The following is a 19,822-nucleotide window of genomic DNA, read 5'->3' on the forward strand; positions in this document are numbered from 1 at the left end:
AACTTAACGTACTAATTTTACTTAAAAGTACCTTGAAAGTATAAAAGAAGTATACACATAATTCAAGTGTTATCCACAAAATGTGGATAAACATATCGAAACGGTGGATAAGTTTGTGGATATTAATGATTAATGACAGACTTTTTTGATATTTTGTTAATAACCCTGTGGATATGTTTTATTTAATAGTAAAAAATGAGGGCAACTGCCCTCACTTTAAAAAATTTCATTGAAAATTTCCGCAAACAAGGACTTCACTTCCACCTCAGGCTCCTTATCCCCTTCATATAATTGTTGACCTTGCCTACTTGAATCCGCAAGTTTATCTTTGTTTTCTTCAACATTCCCATCAATGATTTCCTTTGTTACTTCTTCCTTCGCTTCTACCTCTGTCACTTCCTCTTTTACCTTTGGCTCTATAACCTCATCTTTTACCGTTTCTTCTTGTACTTCCTCAGGCGCTTCCTCTTTTACACTTTCCTCAATAACTTTTTCCTCTGACCCTTTTACATTTTCACCTATGACTTCTTCTTTAACTTCTTCCTCCGGAACAGTTTCTTTCTCTTCATTCGTTGCAGCATACGCCTTTCCATTCGTAGTTACGGATCCTTTATCTTTATCTTTATCTTCATCTTCGACAATCGGGCTTTGACTTACAGCCGTCCCATTTGAAAAGTCCAAGAAACATAATGGGGGGAATAACACACACCACCAATTGGCCCCTTCCCCTTCACCAAGAGTGATAATCACAGCTTCATACTCCCCTGCAGGATATAAATATTGCCCGTAAAGTTTCGTTGGAAATTCCGCTTGTCCAAAATCTACTTTTACTGACTGTTCCAAACCATTTTCCTTTACGACTGCTTCCGCCGTCGCTTGAATATCAGGTATATGTGAGGTAATCACATCCCTCGCATCTTCCAAAGATGTAAGCTCCGCAACCCACTTCGTTATATCTTGATTTACTTTATCCCTGATCAACCGCTTAACCGCCTGATCCTCTTCTGTATCACTATTAGCAAGTATCCGCAGACGGATTGCTTCATCCGGGATCACCATCGTTTCTTCAGCGCCTGCCGTTTCGGCTTTAGGCATATATATACTCACAATCGTTCCTATTGTTAAGATTAATAGATAAATAATGGCTAAATGTTTAGTTTTCATCGCCTTCGCCCCCTCACATGAATTAGTCTCACCATTTTGCAGCTATCTTAAACTAGTAAAAATAAAAAAAGTTGATAGCTGGAAATATAGATTACTAATTGGATTATGAGGTTGGTGTCCATAAAAAAACCGTCTCATAGTAGAGACGGATCCAGAACATTGCTTGGAACACAGGGCACTCGCTTTCCGCTCCAGGAGCCTCCTCAGCGCCTTTGCGTCTTTGGTGTCTTCCTTGGACGCGTATTCACGCAGTAGTCTCGCACAGCCGTTCCAACCAATTTGTTTTTAAAATGTAGATAGAACCCTCATTTTAATACAGCAAAGACCATTCGATCTTTTTCGTTAATGTCATTTTCAATGGAAACTTCTGCCCCAGGAAATGTCCGCTTCAGTAAATCGGCAACCGCCTGACCCTGACCAGTACCCACTTCAAAACCAATCAGTCCTGGCACCTTCATGATTAGCGGTAATTGTTCCATAAAGCGGCGGTAAAAGTCCAGACCATCGATACCAGCGAATAAGGCGCGATGTGGCTCATGATCCGTTACGACTACAGACATGGATTTTTGATCATCATTTGGTATATATGGTGGATTCGATAAAAGGATGTCTACCTTTTGGCTTAACTTAATGAATGGCAAAAGCATATCACCTTGCATAAACCGCACGTCGGCACCAAGTGATTCAGCATTTTTCCTCGCCACTTCAATTGAAGGCTCTGCTATATCCGTGGCCGTCACCAACAAGTTTGTTTCCTCAAGCTTCATCGTAATGGCGATAGCGCCACTGCCTGTCCCAATATCCGCTAAACTAAGCGCCTGTCCCTCCTTAAAAATTGTCGGGAGCTTACGCAGAGTATAATAAATCAATTCTTCTGTTTCAGGTCTCGGTATCAGCACTTCTTCATTCACAAAGAAGGTCCGTCCATAAAACTCTTCACTTCCTATTATATATTGGACGGGTGTTCCATGAGCATGCAACTCAACAGCTGCCTTAAATTGTCCAAAATCCGCTTTACTGAGCTCTTCATGCATGTTCGCTAGAAGCTGGGAACGAGTTTGTTTTAAAAAATGCTGTAACAGTATTTCCCCCGCATTGGAATCCCGATCGTTTTCCTTTAAAAAAGAAGAAGCCCATTTAAGGGCCTCAAATACTTTCAATGCAGAATCATTCATCCGCATTTTCCAACCTTGAAGATTGGTCTTCCATGATTAAAGCATCCACGACTTCATCCAGTTTACCTTCCATGATTTGATCCAGCTTTTGAATCGTTAAACCAATACGGTGATCGGTAACACGGTTTTGCGGGAAGTTATACGTGCGTATCCGTTCAGATCGATCACCCGTTCCAACGGCAAGCTTCCTGTTCTGATCATATTCCGCCTGCACTTCGCGATGGATTTTATCATACACCCTGGCACGCAATACTTTCATTGCTTTTTCTTTGTTCTTGATTTGTGATTTTTCATCTTGACAAGATACAACGGTATTTGTCGGAATATGCGTCAATCGCACGGCTGACATTGTCGTATTGACACTTTGCCCTCCCGGACCACTTGATGCAAAGGTATCGACCCGCACATCCTTATCATGGATTTCCACTTCCACTTCCTCTGCTTCAGGCAAAACGGCAACAGTTGCTGTAGATGTATGAATCCGTCCGCCTGATTCAGTTTCAGGTACTCGCTGAACTCGATGGGCTCCATTTTCGAATTTCAACTTAGAATAGGCGCCATTGCCGTTAATCATGAATATGATTTCCTTGTAGCCTCCAAGACCAGTAGGGCTGGCCTCAATGACTTCAGTCCGCCAACCCTGAACCTCGGCAAAACGGCTATACATGCGATATAGGCTACCAGCAAATAATGCCGCCTCATCTCCGCCTGCAGCTCCGCGGATCTCCATAATTACGTTTTTATCATCGTTAGGATCTTTTGGAATGAGCAATATCTTCAGCTTATCTTCAAGACCTTGTATCGTCTCTTCAAGTTCGTTGATCTCATCTTTAACCATTTCACGCATATCCGCATCAAGTTTATCCTCCAGCATTGCCTTAGCTTCCTGGAGTTGCTCACGAACCGCTTTATATTCTTTATAAGTCGATGCGGTTTCTTGAATGCTGGATTGCTCCTTCGAATATTCCCTTAGCTTCTTCGAATCATTAATGATTTCCGGGTCACTCAATAGTTCATTCAATCTTTCATATCTATCTTCTACTGCTTGCAATCGATCAAACAAATTATTCACCTCATAAATTTTCCAATTCATCTACATAATGAACGGGAAGTAATCCATCTTTTTTTACTATAAATAAGTAGTTCAGTGCCCCAGCACAGTTCACTTCTAGGTTAATTATAGTATAGGTGAATAATCAACGTCAAAGAGGATTCAAGGTTATGGTCATTTCTTTAAATCAACATCTATATTGTAGTTGGGCACGCCCCTGGTTATCAGGTCCTTCAATCGCTTCTTTTCCTTGTTTCTTTCTTCCTCCGTCTTGATTTCACCTTTATCATGGACCGTAACATGTATGGTATTGCCATTAAACATAACGGTGCCTGTCTCATAATTCGTTTCCGACTTAATGATTTCTCGGATTTTCTCTATTTCCTGCCCCATGGATGTAGAAGTATTGGATGTATGATGCGGAGTGTTGAGAACTTGATCCGATGGCCGTTCCGCTTCATTGTCCCAATCATCATTGGACACTCGCTTTAAACCTTTGCCAACAAAATCTTTGCCATCCCGGGTTTGATCCCCATATTCCGAATCATTATTTATTGCATTGTCGTTTTGACCGCATGCTGTTAGTGCAGCAAGAAGAAAAGCCGTCATAAAAAGCAGTATGGATTTCATATTTTTCCCTCCATTTTGAATTTTTAAGAAGAACATTTCCTAAGTTAGCCTTCCCAACATGAGGCAATATTTAATCTTTTATTTCCTTTCCATGTATTGGTCCCACCACACTATCTGCCATACTTATTACCAAGTTTTTCACATAGTTCTTATACACTAACTTTTTATCTTCGCATCAGAAGAATAGCGAAGTAGAGTAACACCATTTTTTTATCCACTTCCCTTAAATTCAAAAATGCCCTATGATCTCTTGGATCATAGGGCATCATCATTCAAATATGTTCTTTAATCCCAGCCGCCTGCTTACCTGGAACTTCGTGATGATGGCGGCAACGTGGCTCGTATGATTCCGATGCACCCACAAGAATGATCGGCTCATCATAGGAGGCCGGCGCCCCATCAATCAATCGCTGTGTCCTGCTCGCAGGTGATCCGCACACTTCACACACAGCCTGTAGCTTAGTCACTGATTCTGCTAGCGATAATAGAACAGGCATAGGACCGAATGGTTCACCTCTGAAATCTTGATCGAGTCCAGCCATAATCACTCGATAACCGCTGTCCGCAAGATGCTGGGCAACCCCGATAATTTCATGATCAAAAAATTGAACTTCATCTATTGCAATGATATCTAGGGGCTTGTCCAAACACTTAAAAATATCCGTTGAATGGGCAATCGGTTTTGCCATCACAGAAGAGCCATTGTGTGATACGACAGCCTCTTCCGCATAGCGATTATCTATAGCTGGTTTAAATACAGCTATTTGCTCTTTAGCAAATTGAGCACGGCTGACTCGTTTAATCAATTCCTCAGATTTACCTGAAAACATGCTTCCGCAAATAAGCTCGATCCAGCCTGTTTGTTTCATTACATACATGGAAACAGCTACTCCCTTCCACCTGTCGATCCCTTGGCCATAATTGAAGTCGACCCGGCTTTATATAAATTCTTACTTGTTTATGAAAAAGAAAAAACAGGCAAGAAAAATACTTGCCTGTTTTTAAAGTCCGGCTTATTTAATACCGTATTTTTTGTTGAAACGATCAACACGTCCGCCAGCTTCAGCGAATTTTTGACGACCAGTATAGAATGGATGGCACTCTGAACAAGTCTCAACTTTGATCTCTTCTTTAACTGAACCAGTTTCAAAAGTGTTTCCGCAAGAGCAAATTACTTTTGAAAGCTTATAATTTGGATGAATTCCAGTTTTCATTCTTTTCAGCTCCTTATGCCCTGAATCATTCGAAACAGAGTTATATACTTCAAGTTGAGGGAAAAACACCCTCACATTTATTGTAAAAACACATGAACTCATTATAACAACTTAAGACTAGTTGTGCAACTGTTTGTTTCTTACAGGGTTTAAGAACGTTTTACGCTCGTTGGCCCCTTTTTCATTTCTGACATCTCTTCATCCAACTTACTGAAAAATTCTTCATTACCTTTTGTCTGTTTTAGACGGCGAAGGAATTTCTCTGAGAAATCAGGTGAATCTGACATCGTTTTCCGAATGGCCCATAGTTTATCCAGGCGATCTTTCGGAATTAACAATTCCTCTTTACGGGTGCCTGAGCGGCGAATGTCGATCGCCGGGAAGATACGTCTTTCGGCAAGGGCACGATCTAAATGAAGTTCCATATTACCAGTACCTTTAAATTCCTCATAAATGACATCGTCCATCCTTGATCCCGTATCTACCAAAGCTGTCGCAAGAATCGTCAGGCTACCGCCTTCTTCGATATTCCTTGCAGCACCGAAAAAGCGTTTTGGACGGTGGAATGCAGCAGGGTCAATCCCTCCGGATAGTGTACGCCCGCTCGGCGGAATGACAAGGTTGTATGCACGGGCAAGACGGGTTATGCTGTCCATTAAAATAATGACATCCCGTTTATGCTCCACTAGGCGCATCGCACGTTCTAACACTAGTTCTGCCACCTTGATATGGTTTTCCGGCACTTCATCGAACGTTGAACTTACGACATCACCAGCAACTGAACGTTCAATGTCCGTCACTTCTTCCGGACGTTCATCGATCAATAGCACAATCAATTCCGATTCAGGGTGGTTCGTTGTAATGGCATTGGCAATTTCTTTGATAAGCATTGTTTTACCAGCTTTTGGCGGTGCGACAATTAATCCCCGCTGTCCAAAACCAACCGGTGCCAGAACATCCATAATTCTTGTTGATATGTTCTTCGGTGTAGTTTCCAGTTTAATTTGCCTGTTTGGATACAGTGGTGTTAAGCCTGGAAAATGAACACGCTCTTTAGCTGACTCCGGATTATCGCCATTAACGGCTTCAACATGCAGCAACCCATAATAGCGCTCGTTTTCTTTCGGAGGTCTTACTTTACCGGACACTTTATCTCCATTTCGCAAATCGAATCTGCGGATTTGTGAAGCAGAAATATAAATATCCTCCGAGCTTGGAGAATAATTAATTGGACGCAAGAAACCGAAGCCCTCAGAAGGGATAATCTCTAAAACGCCCTGCATGAATAGGAGACCATCCTGCTCAGCTTGTGCCTTTAGGATAGCGAAAATAAGTTCCTTTTTTGAAAGTTTGCTGTAATAGGAAACTTTATATTCACGCGCGTGCTCATAGAGATCCTTTAGTTTCATGTTTTCTAAATTAGAAATAGTTAAATTCATTATGACACCACACTTTTATTAATTAAACGTTTTCACCCATACTGAAAAAGAAATGGTTTGTTAGATGGAAGAAAAACCGCAATCCATGTACCCGACCAGAGTTTTCTTAGAAAGGATGATACATTTTTACATGTAAAGAAGAAAATTATTTGAAGGCTTCTTGAAGTTTGGAGTGAAAGGGCAGATTTTATATATATCAATCAATTAATAGTAGACCAAGCTTTATTTTACTTTTTTTATTTTAATTATTCAACTTAAATTTTTTAAAAGAGAAAGCGAGCGATGGAACCGCTCGCTTTCTCTCGGTGATTTTTCTGAAAAACGATCTCAGTCTATCAAACCATTCGGTTTAATTTTTAGACTATGACGCCCATCAATGAAGCGAACTGTTCCTGATTTGGCACGCATGACCACGGATTGTGTTTCGCCGTAATGCCCTTTAAATTGAACGCCACGTAAAAGTTCCCCATCCGTCACACCTGTTGCAGCAAAAATTGCGTCATCTCCGCGAACGAGGTCTTCCATTCTTAGAACTCTTCCTAAATCTAGGCCCATTTTTCCACAGCGTTCCACTTCCTCATCACTTTGAGGAAGAAGCTTACCTTGGATTTCTCCACCGAGGCATTTTAAAGCAACAGCTGCAATGACACCCTCTGGAGCTCCGCCTGAACCGAATAAGATGTCAACACCAGTAAGATCGAAAGCCGTATTGATGGCTCCAGCTACATCTCCATCGTTAATCAACTTAATACGTGCCCCTGCTTCACGAAGTTCATGAATGATTTTCGAATGACGATCGCGGTTCAATACAGTCGCAACTACGTCTTGGATATCTTTATTTTTTGCCTTAGCTACCGCTTTCAGGTTGTCCAATACAGAAGCATTGATATCAATCTGACCTACAGCCTCAGGACCAACGGCTATTTTATCCATATACATATCCGGTGCATGAAGCAAATTCCCTTTATCGGCTATAGCCAAGACAGCCAAAGCATTCCAGCCGCCTGATGCAACGATATTCGTTCCTTCTAATGGATCCACCGCAACATCCACTAGTGGCCCAAGACCAGTACCAAGTTTTTCGCCAATATAAAGCATTGGCGCTTCATCCATTTCCCCTTCACCGATTACAACTGTTCCTTGCATAGGAATTGTATTGAAAACATCCCGCATTGCAGAGGTTGCTGCATCATCTGCTTCGTCTTTCTTTCCTCTTCCCATCCAACGAGCAGAATTCAGTGCCGCCGCCTCTGTTACGCGAACAAGCTCCATCGATAAACTTCTTTCCATTTCCGGTTCCCCCTCATGTACAATAGCATGATTTATTTATATATTAGTATAACACATTATATCATATATAGTAACACAATGAGGTAACAAGAAAAGGGATCAGCTTTTCAGCTGCTCCACCTCTTCTTGTGTCATTTCTTCACGCCAAATCGTTGCTCCCAAACCTGAAAGTTTCTCAACTAGATGGCTATATCCACGATCTATATGTTCAAGACCGGTCACTTCAGTAATCCCTTCGGCCATTAAGCCAGCAATGACTAAAGCAGCTCCGGCACGTAAATCGCTCGCCTTCACTTTTGCTCCATGAAGTTGGACAGGACCATCAACGATGCCCGCTCTGCCCTCGACCTTGATCTTAGCATTCATGCGTCGCAGCTCATCAATATGCTTAAATCGTGCCCCGTAAATCGTATCTGTCACCATGCTCGAACCACTTGCTTTTGTTAAAAGAGATGTGAAAGGCTGCTGAAGATCTGTCGGAAAGCCAGGGTAAACCAATGTCTTAATATCAACGGATTTATATTTTTCTCCAGGTGAGACATATATCTGATCATCACCGGCTTCAATATTTATACCCATTTCCCTCAATTTAGCAGTCAATGACTCCAAATGCTGGGGGATGACATTATCAATCAAGATTCCTTCACCGACTGCAGCGGCTAAAATCATGAACGTCCCTGCTTCAATTCGATCTGGTATGATTGTATGTTTACACCCGTGCAAACTTTCCACACCATCAATACGAATGATATCTGTTCCAGCACCCTTGATTTTCGCACCCATATTAGTCAACAAAGTGGCAACATCAATGATCTCCGGTTCTTTCGCAGCATTTTCGATCACGGTGCGGCCTTTAGCCAAAACGGCGGCAAGCATAATATTAATCGTTGCCCCGACACTAACGACATCCAAATAAATGCGTGCGCCCCGTAGCTCGTCCGCCCTAAGGTAAATGGCTCCTTGTTCATTCGTCACCTGTGCGCCAAGTGCTTCAAACCCTTTTATATGCTGATCTATTGGGCGAGGTCCTAAATGGCAGCCCCCAGGCAAGCCAATCACTGCCTTCTTGAATTTACCAAGCATGGCCCCCATTAAATAATAAGAGGCACGTAACTTCTTCACTCGTCCATTAGGAAGAGGCATTGAAATCATCTTGCTGGGATTCACTGTCATTTCACCATCATCAAAGGAAACCTCGCCGCCAATTTCCTCCATTAACTCTTTCAGCATCTGTACATCCGATATATCAGGCAGGCCTTCAATCGTTACAGGAGAGTCCGCTAAAATTGTTGCAGGGATAAGGGCGACCGCACTATTTTTTGCACCGCTGACACGAATGCTTCCTTTTAAAGGATAGCCACCGGCAATTTTAAGTTTTTCCATAATATACTCCCTTCCACGCTAAGCACTTAGAAGCTACTTTCCAAAAGTAATATTTTACCACAAGAAAATTGCATAATCCGACAACATTTACTATCTAGTTCTTTAGTTTACACAAAAGTAGAAAATTCATGTAAAAAAAAGATAAAAATTTCTAATTTATGTTAATTTTTATTTTACCGGTGCAATCTATAGCGACTTAGCGGCAAGGCATTATGCTTCTGTACGTGAATTCCAATCCTTCAAGAAAGCTTCAATTCCTTTGTCCGTTAATGGGTGGTGGAATAATTGCATTAAAACTTTATAAGGGATCGTTGCAATATGCGCCCCTTTAAGTGCTGCTTCCGTAATGTGCATCGGATGGCGGATAGAAGCTGCAATGATTTCGGCATTGATATCATGGATTGCAAAGATATCAGCAATATCCGAGATTAAATCCAAACCATTTTGCCCGATATCATCCAAGCGTCCTAAAAATGGCGATACATAAGTTGCTCCAGCCCTAGCAGCCAATAATGCTTGGTTGGCACTGAAAATAAGGGTTACATTTGTTTTGACACCCTGTTTTGTTAAAGCTGCAACAGCCTTCAAACCGTCTGGAGTCATTGGTACTTTAATCGTGATATTTGGTGCAATTGCAACGAGTTCTTTCGCTTCAGCCATCATTCCTTCAAAATCAAGAGCGATGACTTCTGCAGAAACGGATTCCTTAACAAGGTTTGTGATTTCTTTAAGGCGGTCATGGAAAGAAACTCCCTTTTCTCTTGCAACAAGAGACGGGTTAGTCGTAACTCCTGCTAAAACGCCAAGTTGGTGCGCTTGTTCGATTTCTTCCATGTTTGCTGTATCTATAAAGAATTTCATAAATTATCCTCCGTATGTAATCGATTTTTTTCATTCTCAATATCATTGAAATCTAATTGTTCAAAAAATAGAGCTCCTATTCCGCCCTGCATTCAAAAGTAACCATTAGGGGGGATGCCCCCCAATGGAGTTATTACCTTTGTCTTAATGCATCCAAGGGATGTAAGCCCTGGTTGCATTTGAAATTACGCTTTACCGTTTGAACCAAATTCACGAATTTTGCCGATGACAGTTTCCTTGATCGCTTCACGGCCAGGAACCATGTATTTACGCGGATCGTATACTTCTGAATCGTTATTTAGAATCTCACGGACAGCTTTTGTGAAAACGATTTGGTTTTCCGTATTCACATTGATTTTTGATGTACCAAGTGAAATGGCTTTTTGGATATCTTTCGTAGGAATGCCTGTACCGCCATGAAGAACTAAAGGTTTTTGTGTTAAATCCCGTACTTCTTCCATTTCTTTATATCCAAGGTCAGGCTCACCTTTATATGGCCCGTGAACGGATCCCAATGCTGGAGCAAAACAATCAACATTCGTTTCCTTAACTAATTGTTCACATTCTTGAGGATCCGCATATACGACTCCATCAGCGATTACATCATCTTCTTGTCCACCAACTGTGCCCACTTCTGCTTCAACGGAAACATTTCGTGCGTGAGCGAATTCAACAACCTTCTTAGTTGTTTCGATGTTTTCTTCAATCGGATGATGTGATGCATCGATCATTACTGAAGTGAATCCAGCCTCGATGGCTTCTTTACATTTATCAAAACTTGAACCATGGTCAAGGTGAATGGCCACAGGTACTGTAATTTTCATATCTTCCAACAATCCTTGAACCATCATGACAGTTGTTTTGAATCCACCCATATGCCGGGCAGCCCCTTCGGAAACACCAAGGATGACTGGAGATTTTTCTTCTTCAGCAGCAGCTAGAATAGCTTGGGTCCATTCCAGGTTGTTGATATTGAATTGACCTACTGCATATTTTTCATCAAGAGCTTTATTCAGCATATCTTTCATTGAAACTAAAGGCATTTGATTTCCTCCTACTAGTGGGTGTTTTTATTTTAAAGTTAATTCTTTCTAGATATTCCCTAAAACAAAAGTAGCATACGCTTATTAAACAGAATATCTCTCCTCTTTTAGCATATCAATACATCAAAAAAACAGCAACAAATACACTATATCGCGTCTCAAATTTTATTCCAAAAAAACACGGCCCATCTTAGAAAGATAGCCGCGGCAATTCTTCAGTCCATCATATTAAATTTCAGATCATTAACTGGACTGAATAGGTAAATATTCACGAACGGCTTTTCTGATATCATCAATATCAAACGGCTTTGCAAAATGGGTCATTGCCCCTAAATCTTTTGCTTCTTGAATCATATCCAGTTCACCATATGCGGTCATGATTATGACCCGGATATCCGGTTCGACCACTTTCATCCTTTTCAGGATCTCTATGCCATCCATTCCTGGAATCTTCATATCCAGTAATACAAGATCAGGTGAATGATTATTTAGCACTTCCAGGGCTTGAATGCCATTTGCGGCTTGAAATGTTTCGTACCCTTCTTTATGTAAAACCTCGTTCAATAAAATACGTATCCCAAATTGATCATCAACTATTAATATTTTCCCTGACATTTTATCACCTCTCCTCTTTCAGATTTATAAAATTAAATGTATCAGCCTAATCGACATATTACCCGAAAAAGGGTAGTTACATAGATTGCGTCAAATTGTGAGGTCCAATGCATTTATTCTCATTCATGATTTCTTTGTTCATATTCGCTAATTGTAACAAAATTCCTGCTATATAGCTAAAAGGATTTTTAATTTTTTTGTTTTTTCGATCGATTTAGTAAATTCAGTCCTAAGGATCAAAAGTCCCGAAACCTGTCAATGCAAGGGAAAGTCCTTTATAATAAAGGTACTATTTTTTAAAGGAGTCCCTGATCATGTTAAAAATTTTCTCGACACAGATAAGCGGTTTATTTAAAAAAATGATTGAAAATGAAACCTTTGAAATGGAGGATGCCGGACGCCTGCTCGCCCAGGCCGCGGTTGGGGATGGCTCCATTTTCATTCATGGTTTTGGTGAAATGCAAGGTGTCACTGCCGAGGCTGTGGACGGGGCAGAACCCTTTCCAAGCGTAAAAAGGTATAAAGAAGGCCAAACCATTTCCAAAGAAGATCGTTTTCTTATATTCAGCCGCCATTCCGATGATTTTGAAGCATTGAAGCTGGCACAACAGCTAAAGGAAAAAGATATACCATTTGTTGCGGTATCTACATCCGTTCCTCCTAAAGAAGATTCTCTTTCAGAGTTGGCTGACGTTCATATCGATTTACGAATCCAACGAGGATTGATTCCCGATGAAACCGGTAATCGATATGGATACCCAACCCTCATTGCTGCTCTTTTCGCTTATTATGGAATTAAATTCACTCTTGAAGAAATTATACAAGAATATAAAGATGAAGAATAATTCGTAAACAAAAAAAACAGCCACAAAGGCTGTTTTTTTATATTAAAGTTTTTCGCTGCGCTTTAAAGACATACCGACGAAGTCACGGAATAGTGGCTGTGGACGGTTTGGACGTGACGTGAATTCCGGATGGAATTGAGAAGCCACAAACCAAGGATGATCTTTCAATTCAACGATTTCAACTAGACGACCATCTGGGCTTGTACCGGAGAAGATGAATCCTGCCTCTTCCATGGCCTGACGGTAATGGTTATTGAATTCATAACGATGACGGTGACGTTCATAAACAACCTCGTCATTATATGCTTCGTATGCTTTAGTTCCTTCGATAAGCTTACATGGATATAGACCAAGACGCAGTGTACCACCCAAATCTTCTACATCCTTTTGCTCAGGAAGAAGATCGATGATTGGATCTGGAGTATCCTCTTTAATTTCAGCTGAGTGTGCTTCCGGCAATCCTAATACGTTACGTGCATATTCAATCGATGCCAACTGCATACCTAAACAGATTCCGAAGAATGGTGTTTTTGTCGTGCGGGCATATTCGGTAGCTATAATTTTCCCTTCGATTCCACGGTCTCCAAATCCACCAGGAACAAGGATTCCATCTGAATCTTGTAGAAGCTCTTGAACATTTTCTTTTGTTACATCTTCAGAATTCACCCATTCGATTTCAACATCTGCATCAAATGCGTAGCCTGCATGCTTAAGTGCTTCCACTACAGAAAGATAAGCATCTTGCAATTCAACATATTTTCCGACAAGAGCGATTTTCGTTTTCTTTGATAAAGAAGTGACCTTTTTGACAAGTTCCTTCCAATCTTCCATATCTGCTTCGCCACAGTCCAATTTCAGGTGATCACAAACGATTTGGTCCATATTTTGTGCTTGAAGCGCAAGAGGGATGGAGTAAAGCGTGTCCGCATCAAGACATTCAATAACTGAATTTTTATCGATATCGCAGAATAAAGCGATTTTATCTTTCATATCTTGTGAAATTGGGCTTTCTGTACGCGCAACGATGATATTCGGCTGAATGCCCAGACTGCGTAATTCTTTTACACTATGCTGTGTCGGTTTTGTTTTCATTTCACCAGCAGCTTTGATGTAAGGAACAAGTGTACAGTGGATATACATCACATTATTGATTCCGATATCACTTTTAATTTGGCGAATCGCTTCAAGGAATGGAAGAGACTCGATATCCCCTACAGTACCGCCAATTTCAGTTATGACTATATCCGCATTCGTTTCATTACCTGAACGGAAAACCCGTTCTTTAATTTCATTCGTTATATGGGGAATGACTTGAACTGTTCCGCCTAAATAATCGCCACGTCGTTCTTTTCTCAGGACAGTTGAATAAATTTTACCTGTCGTCACATTGCTGTGTTTACCAAGGTTGATATCAATAAAACGCTCATAGTGTCCTAGATCCAAATCCGTTTCGGCGCCATCATCCGTCACAAACACTTCACCATGTTGATATGGACTCATCGTACCAGGATCCAAGTTGATATAAGGGTCAAACTTCTGAATCGTAACATTCAATCCCCTATTTTTTAAAAGTCTACCTAAAGAAGCGGCAGTTATCCCTTTTCCTAAGGAAGAAACTACTCCACCTGTCACAAAAATATATTTTGTCATCTCATATCCTCCTATAGAATGTTTTTTTCCAATGCTGTTCTCCATGTAATCGAACTTGCATCAGATTGCCGCCATACAAGCGGTTAAAAGCAAAAAAACGTAAACAAGTACTAACCATTAATCACTTAAAGGTCTTTAGTGAGAGTCATGCAGGATGCATGAACAAGAGAAAATTTCCTTAAATGACAGTAAAACAAAATATGTTCTCTATAGTTTTTACAATTCTACGAGAAATCATTTTTAAAAATAAAAAAATGATGTCATTTATTCAATCCATCATTAAAAACAAAAACGCTCCGCTTACAATAAAAGTAAGGGAGCGGTATAATTTAATCATTGTGTCCTTTTTTAAGGAGCCCAAAAATGATTCTACAAATTTCGCCTCAAAAAGTCAAGGGCGATTATTTATTTATCCTTCTCTTCATCGAAGTCTTCTTCGTCTTCGTCTTCGTCCTCATCATCTTCCAGGACAAATGCATCATCTTCAATTATTTCTTCTTCCAGATCGTCATCTTCATCCACGTCATCATCCAATAGCACTTCGTCGAGAACTGGAGAACCTAGGATATCATCATCCTCGTCATCTTCATCCTCGTCCAAATCATCGACATCTTCTTCAAAATCAAGATCTTCATCTTCGAGTTCATCAAAATCATCGATAACGACAGCAGCTTTTTTAGCTTTCTTTTTCTTTTTCGGTTTTACAACATGTACGACTTCTTCCTCAATTTGGTCAACTGGATACCATGTTTTCAATCCCCAGCGGTTGTCACCAAGTGAAGTGAAGCGGCCATCCACATTTAAATCCGTATAGAATTGTGCAATTTTTTTTGCCACTTCCGCTTTAGATAAATTATGCATCGAAGCTAATTCACTTATTAAATCTTTGAATGGAATCGGTTCATTTCTTTCCACTAATAAATCATATGCCATCTCTATTAAGGACATTTCCAATAATTGCTCTTTTGAGTATTGTTTTAAACTCAAATTCCGCACTTCCCTTCTCTATTCAAACACTGAATGCCGTGTTTTTTTACATAAAAAAATAATCTAAAACAGTATTTCGATAAAATAACGACAATTCCTGCTAGACATATACTCCATTATAAACAATCTAAATGGGTTTATGCTAGTTCTATCTGATACTTTCACAGATTTACCTTGATGTCTATGTTATCAGGAACCCAAAAGCAAAAAAATCATTTACTTTCTTTCTTCGATTTCTGACGATAAGCAGCCGAAAAAAATACAATAGCCAGGATAAAAAAAGAAATGGCACCCAATTGATGCTCATACAGCTCAAATAAAAAAATGATGGCAAGAATGTACCCTATGATCAATCCAATCATTTTCAGGTTCATTTCCTCAACTCCAATGGGGGCTGATTCATCATTTTTGCCCCTTTTTCAATTAATTATAAGGGAAAATTTACATTTTGTGAAAAAAAGGCGGAAGTTATCAAAAAAGGGGACCCTAACCGGATCCCACTTCTTACCTCTACATATTTCTTCGATATTGTCCGCCTACATCATACAGCGCACGGGTTATCTGGCCCAGGCTGGCCACTTTCACACAATTCATGAGTTCAGCGAAGATATTGTTCCCATCCATGGCTGCCGATTTTAATTTTGTCAGGGCTTCATCAGTGAACTCCTTATTCCTTTCCTGAAATGCTTGTAAGTTTATGATTTGCCCTTCCTTTTCTTCTTTTGTTGCACGGGCGATTTCCATATTATTCACAGTCTCTTCGGAAGGAGGATTTGGGTTCAAATACGTATTGACACCAATGATCGGTAATTCCCCCGTATGCTTTTTCATTTCGTAATGCATGGATTCATCCTGGATTTTCCCGCGCTGATATTGCGTCTCCATTGCACCCAATACACCGCCTCTATCATTGATGCGATCGAACTCTTGCAAAACAGCCGCTTCAACCAGATCCGTCAATTCCTCGACGATGAAGGCACCTTGCATCGGGTTTTCATTTTTTGAGAGCCCATGCTCTTTTGTAATGATCATTTGGATGGCCATCGCACGGCGTACGGATTCTTCGGTAGGTGTCGTGATGGCTTCATCGTACGCATTAGTATGCAGGGAGTTACAGTTGTCTTGCAGTGCCATTAACGCCTGAAGTGTCGTTCTGATATCATTAAAATCAATTTCTTGAGCATGAAGGGAGCGTCCTGAAGTCTGTATATGATATTTCAACTTCTGGCTACGGTCATTCGCACCATATTTATCCCGCATGACGGTCGCCCAAATCCTTCTTGCCACCCTCCCGATAACCGTATATTCCGGGTCGAGCCCATTAGAGAAGAAGAAAGACAGATTCGGGGCAAAATCATCAATATTCATTCCGCGACTTAAGTAATATTCGATATAAGTAAAGCCATTCGCCAATGTAAAAGCCAGTTGTGAAATGGGATTGGCGCCCGCTTCGGCAATGTGATAACCAGAAATGGATACGGAGTAGTAATTCCTTACTTTATAATCAATGAAATATGCTTGGATATCCCCCATTAACCTTAAGGCAAACTCCGTAGAGAAGATGCATGTGTTCTGTCCTTGGTCCTCTTTCAGAATATCCGCTTGAACAGTTCCGCGTACGGTTTGAAGAGTATATGCCTGGACTTCTTCCACTTCTGCATCCGTAAGGGGACGGCCTAATTCTTCTTCTTTTCGTTCAATCTGCTGATCAATTGCAGTATTCATATACATCGCCAAAATGATGGGTGCCGGTCCATTGATGGTCATGGATACAGAGGTTGAGGGGTGGCATAGGTCAAAGCCTGCATACAGTTTTTTCATGTCATCCAACGTGCAGATACTGACTCCGCTTTCCCCTACCTTTCCATAAATATCAGGCCGATGATCAGGGTCTTCCCCATATAACGTTACGGAATCGAAAGCCGTACTCAGCCGTTTAGCATTATCATCCTTTGATAAATAATGGAAACGTCTGTTGGTTCGGTCGGGTGATCCTTCACCGGCAAATTGCCGCTTTGGGTCTTCCCCCTCACGCTTGAATGGAAAGACTCCGGCTGTATACGGAAAAAAGCCCGGAACGTTTTCACGGAATACCCATCCTAAAATCTCTCCATAATCCACATATTTAGGCAGTGACACTCTCGGAATCATTAAACCTGATAAACTTTTAGTTTTCAGCTTCGTGACGATTTCTTTATCCCTGATTTTTGTTACAAATTGCTCCCCTGCATATTTTTCTTTCAAATCCATCCACCCTGAAAGGATTTTCTTTGATTCTGAAGATAGCTCGGAAGCGGTTTCCATTTTCAAATTTTCCAAAGAAGCTACCATGTTTTCGTTATTTTCATTTTCCTTAACTGCTTCAATGGCTCCTTCAAGCTGGAAAAGCCTGCGGGCAATACGTACTTGTTCAGCCGCGCGTTTATGATATGTTCGGACCGTTTCACTGATTTCACGTAAGTAATAACGCCGATCGGTTGGAATGATGACATTTTGCTTGTAAACATCCGCTTCTTTCGAAAAGCCAGTACGCCAGCCCGTTCCGGATTTTTCATTAAGCTTTTCAATCAGTGCAGCGAACAAAGCGTTGGTACCTGGGTCATTGAATTGGGAAGCAATTGTCCCGTATACTGGCATTTCAGATGGATCTTGATCAAAAAGCGTCCGGCTTCGCTGATATTGTTTTTGAACTTGGTTTTTTGCATCCTCAGATCCTTTGCGCTCATATTTGTTAATGACTATCAAATCTGCATAATCAATCATATCGATTTTTTCAAGTTGGGAAGGTGCACCGAATTCACTTGTCATTACATACATGGATACATCGCATATCTCGGCAATTTCTGCATCTCCCTGACCAATTCCGCTCGTTTCAACGATGATTAAATCAAAGCCCGCTGCCTTAACGACCGAAATGGCATCTTTTATCGCCAAAGACAACTCACTTTTTGAATGGCGTGTGGCCAAGCTCCGCATATAAACACGCTCTGAAAAGATCGCATTCATTCTTATCCTGTCACCAAGCAAGGCACCGCCCGTTTTTTGTTTGGTCGGATCGACAGATAAAATGGCCACTTTCTCATCTGGAATTTCGTTAATGAATCGGCGTATCAATTCATCAGTCAATGAACTTTTCCCCGCTCCGCCCGTCCCTGTAATCCCTAGGACAGGAACCTTCTTTTCGGATGTTTTGATTTGCTCAAAGAGGCTCTCCACAGCTGCCGCTGATTCATGTGAAACATCAAGTCTATTTTCGGCAAAGGTAATATATTGGGCAATCGCATTTGTCCCCCCTGCAATCAGTTCATCAAAGCGCTCCTGTAAAGATGGTTTGACAGTCGAGAAATCACACTCCTCCATCAATACATTTATCATGCCTTGAAGCCCATATTCCCGCCCTTCATCAGGGGAGAAGATACGGGCAATCCCATAATCATGGAGTTCCTTGATTTCCCTCGGAATGATGACCCCGCCACCGCCGGCAAAAATCCGAATGTGCTCGGCACCCTTTTCCTTCAACAGGTCATACATATATTTGAAGTATTCCACATGTCCGCCTTGATAGGATGACATCGCTATGCCTTGGACATCTTCCTGGATGGCCGCATTCACGATTTCTTCCACCGAGCGATTATGTCCCAGGTGAATAACTTCTGCGCCGCTGGACTGAAGGATCCTCCTCATGATGTTGATAGATGCATCATGTCCATCAAATAAACTCGAAGCTGTCACGAATCTGATATGGTTTTTCGGTTTATACACCTCAACTGTACCCATTGAGCTCCTCCTTATTGAAACGAATTTATTTCAGTATTTTTCTGAAGCGTTATATTTTGAATCAATAATTGCGTCTGCAGTTCAACATACTCTTGAAGCGTATACTCTTTATGCAATGCCCATCTTCTAAAACTCCACATCTGTCCCTGAACGAAAATGTTATGAGAAACAAGGCTTATTTGTTTTGCCGTCAACAATAGCTCCCCATTCTCAACACATTTCGTTATGACCCTTTCAAACATGCCTACCATCCGAAGTTCTTTATTCAATACATAAGGTAATGCATCTTTCGTCAGTGCTTTCACCTCTTGATACATGACCAGCACTTCGTCTTGCATATCATCCATCACTTTATAAAAATAGGCGATCGTTAGCTTCAAGCTTTCCAGTGTCCCATCGCTCTGATCTATTTCTTTCTGAAGCTTTTCCTGGACTTCATCGTAGATAAAGTCACAGACGAGATACAATATATCTTCCTTGGTTCGAATATACTCATATAGCGTGCCAATACTAAAACCAGCCGCCTTGGCTATTTCCCGGGTTGTCGTACGGTGAAATCCCTTTTCCTTAAAAAGGGTCACCGCCCCTTTAATCATTTGTGTACGCCTTTTTTCTACCAGCCGCTCATCCTTCACCGACGCAAGAACTTCTCTTTTTTCCATTTTCAAACTCCTTTTTGAAACCCATCATTTTATTTC

18 protein-coding genes are annotated in these 19,822 nt (G+C 41.0%); 1 reads left to right on the forward strand and 17 read right to left on the reverse strand.

Annotated features, from left to right (window positions below):
* Window positions 1-216: 216 nt before the first annotated feature.
* From spoIIR to ACQKMH_RS18255, 12 genes are all read right to left on the reverse strand, one after another.
* Window positions 217-1,164 carry a stage II sporulation protein R gene (gene spoIIR, locus ACQKMH_RS18200; RefSeq protein WP_427588858.1) on the reverse strand — a complete coding sequence of 316 codons (948 nt, stop codon included), beginning with the start codon at window positions 1,162-1,164 and terminating at the stop codon, window positions 217-219.
* A 305-nt stretch (window positions 1,165-1,469) separates the two neighbouring features.
* The gene (gene prmC / locus ACQKMH_RS18205; RefSeq protein ID WP_427588859.1) at window positions 1,470-2,339 is read right to left on the reverse strand and encodes a peptide chain release factor N(5)-glutamine methyltransferase; all 870 of its coding nucleotides are present in this window, start codon (window positions 2,337-2,339) and stop codon (window positions 1,470-1,472) included.
* On the reverse strand, window positions 2,332-3,402 hold the full coding sequence (prfA, locus tag ACQKMH_RS18210) for a peptide chain release factor 1 (protein WP_427588860.1): 1,071 nt from the start codon (window positions 3,400-3,402) through the stop codon (window positions 2,332-2,334). The genes prmC and prfA overlap by 8 nt, the downstream gene beginning before the upstream one ends.
* Window positions 3,403-3,564: 162 nt before the next feature.
* Window positions 3,565-4,020 carry a hypothetical protein gene (locus tag ACQKMH_RS18215; RefSeq protein ID WP_427588861.1) on the reverse strand — a complete coding sequence of 152 codons (456 nt, stop codon included), beginning with the start codon at window positions 4,018-4,020 and terminating at the stop codon, window positions 3,565-3,567.
* Window positions 4,021-4,292: 272 nt separating this feature from the next.
* Window positions 4,293-4,898 (reverse strand): thymidine kinase, encoded by a 606-nt coding sequence (locus ACQKMH_RS18220; RefSeq protein WP_230159201.1) that lies wholly within the window; start codon window positions 4,896-4,898, stop codon window positions 4,293-4,295.
* Window positions 4,899-5,033: 135 nt separating this feature from the next.
* On the reverse strand, window positions 5,034-5,234 hold the full coding sequence (rpmE, locus tag ACQKMH_RS18225) for a 50S ribosomal protein L31 (RefSeq protein WP_034315847.1): 201 nt from the start codon (window positions 5,232-5,234) through the stop codon (window positions 5,034-5,036).
* Between the two features lie 149 nt (window positions 5,235-5,383).
* Window positions 5,384-6,673: a transcription termination factor Rho gene (gene rho, locus ACQKMH_RS18230; RefSeq protein WP_427588862.1), complete on the reverse strand. Its 1,290-nt coding sequence runs from the start codon at window positions 6,671-6,673 to the stop codon at window positions 5,384-5,386.
* 327 nt (window positions 6,674-7,000) lie between these two features.
* Window positions 7,001-7,963 carry a class II fructose-bisphosphatase gene (gene glpX / locus ACQKMH_RS18235; RefSeq protein WP_230159200.1) on the reverse strand — a complete coding sequence of 321 codons (963 nt, stop codon included), beginning with the start codon at window positions 7,961-7,963 and terminating at the stop codon, window positions 7,001-7,003.
* Between the two features lie 99 nt (window positions 7,964-8,062).
* Complete coding sequence (locus ACQKMH_RS18240; RefSeq protein WP_427588863.1) at window positions 8,063-9,346, reverse strand: UDP-N-acetylglucosamine 1-carboxyvinyltransferase; 1,284 nt, start codon at window positions 9,344-9,346, stop codon at window positions 8,063-8,065.
* A gap of 210 nt (window positions 9,347-9,556) precedes the next feature.
* Complete coding sequence (gene fsa, locus ACQKMH_RS18245; RefSeq protein WP_230159198.1) at window positions 9,557-10,207, reverse strand: fructose-6-phosphate aldolase; 651 nt, start codon at window positions 10,205-10,207, stop codon at window positions 9,557-9,559.
* A gap of 185 nt (window positions 10,208-10,392) precedes the next feature.
* Window positions 10,393-11,250, reverse strand: coding sequence for a class II fructose-bisphosphate aldolase (locus ACQKMH_RS18250; RefSeq protein WP_427588864.1), 858 nt, complete (start codon window positions 11,248-11,250; stop codon window positions 10,393-10,395).
* Between the two features lie 243 nt (window positions 11,251-11,493).
* Window positions 11,494-11,865 (reverse strand): response regulator, encoded by a 372-nt coding sequence (locus ACQKMH_RS18255; RefSeq protein ID WP_427588865.1) that lies wholly within the window; start codon window positions 11,863-11,865, stop codon window positions 11,494-11,496.
* 314 nt (window positions 11,866-12,179) lie between these two features.
* On the opposite strand from ACQKMH_RS18255, the gene ACQKMH_RS18260 reads away from it, so the two are divergent.
* A complete protein-coding gene (locus ACQKMH_RS18260) occupies window positions 12,180-12,710 on the forward strand; it encodes a DUF2529 domain-containing protein (RefSeq protein ID WP_427588866.1) in 531 nt (176 codons plus the stop codon).
* Between the two features lie 42 nt (window positions 12,711-12,752).
* Here the strand turns inward: ACQKMH_RS18260 and ACQKMH_RS18265 are convergent, their stop codons facing one another.
* The 5 genes from ACQKMH_RS18265 to ACQKMH_RS18285 all read right to left on the reverse strand — a co-directional run bounded on the left by ACQKMH_RS18265 (window position 12,753) and on the right by ACQKMH_RS18285 (window position 19,786).
* On the reverse strand, window positions 12,753-14,360 hold the full coding sequence (locus ACQKMH_RS18265) for a CTP synthase (protein WP_427588867.1): 1,608 nt from the start codon (window positions 14,358-14,360) through the stop codon (window positions 12,753-12,755).
* Between the two features lie 405 nt (window positions 14,361-14,765).
* Complete coding sequence (gene rpoE, locus ACQKMH_RS18270) at window positions 14,766-15,356, reverse strand: DNA-directed RNA polymerase subunit delta (RefSeq protein ID WP_427588868.1); 591 nt, start codon at window positions 15,354-15,356, stop codon at window positions 14,766-14,768.
* Between the two features lie 203 nt (window positions 15,357-15,559).
* Window positions 15,560-15,721 (reverse strand): hypothetical protein, encoded by a 162-nt coding sequence (locus ACQKMH_RS18275; protein WP_230159193.1) that lies wholly within the window; start codon window positions 15,719-15,721, stop codon window positions 15,560-15,562.
* A gap of 136 nt (window positions 15,722-15,857) precedes the next feature.
* Window positions 15,858-19,124 (reverse strand): fused isobutyryl-CoA mutase/GTPase IcmF, encoded by a 3,267-nt coding sequence (gene icmF, locus ACQKMH_RS18280; RefSeq protein WP_427588869.1) that lies wholly within the window; start codon window positions 19,122-19,124, stop codon window positions 15,858-15,860.
* An 11-nt stretch (window positions 19,125-19,135) separates the two neighbouring features.
* The gene (locus ACQKMH_RS18285) at window positions 19,136-19,786 is read right to left on the reverse strand and encodes a TetR/AcrR family transcriptional regulator (protein ID WP_427588870.1); all 651 of its coding nucleotides are present in this window, start codon (window positions 19,784-19,786) and stop codon (window positions 19,136-19,138) included.
* Between the last annotated feature and the right edge of the window lie 36 nt (window positions 19,787-19,822).

This window comes from Peribacillus sp. NPDC097895 (genome assembly GCF_050277555.1).
Lineage (GTDB): Bacteria > Bacillota > Bacilli > Bacillales > DSM-1321 > Peribacillus.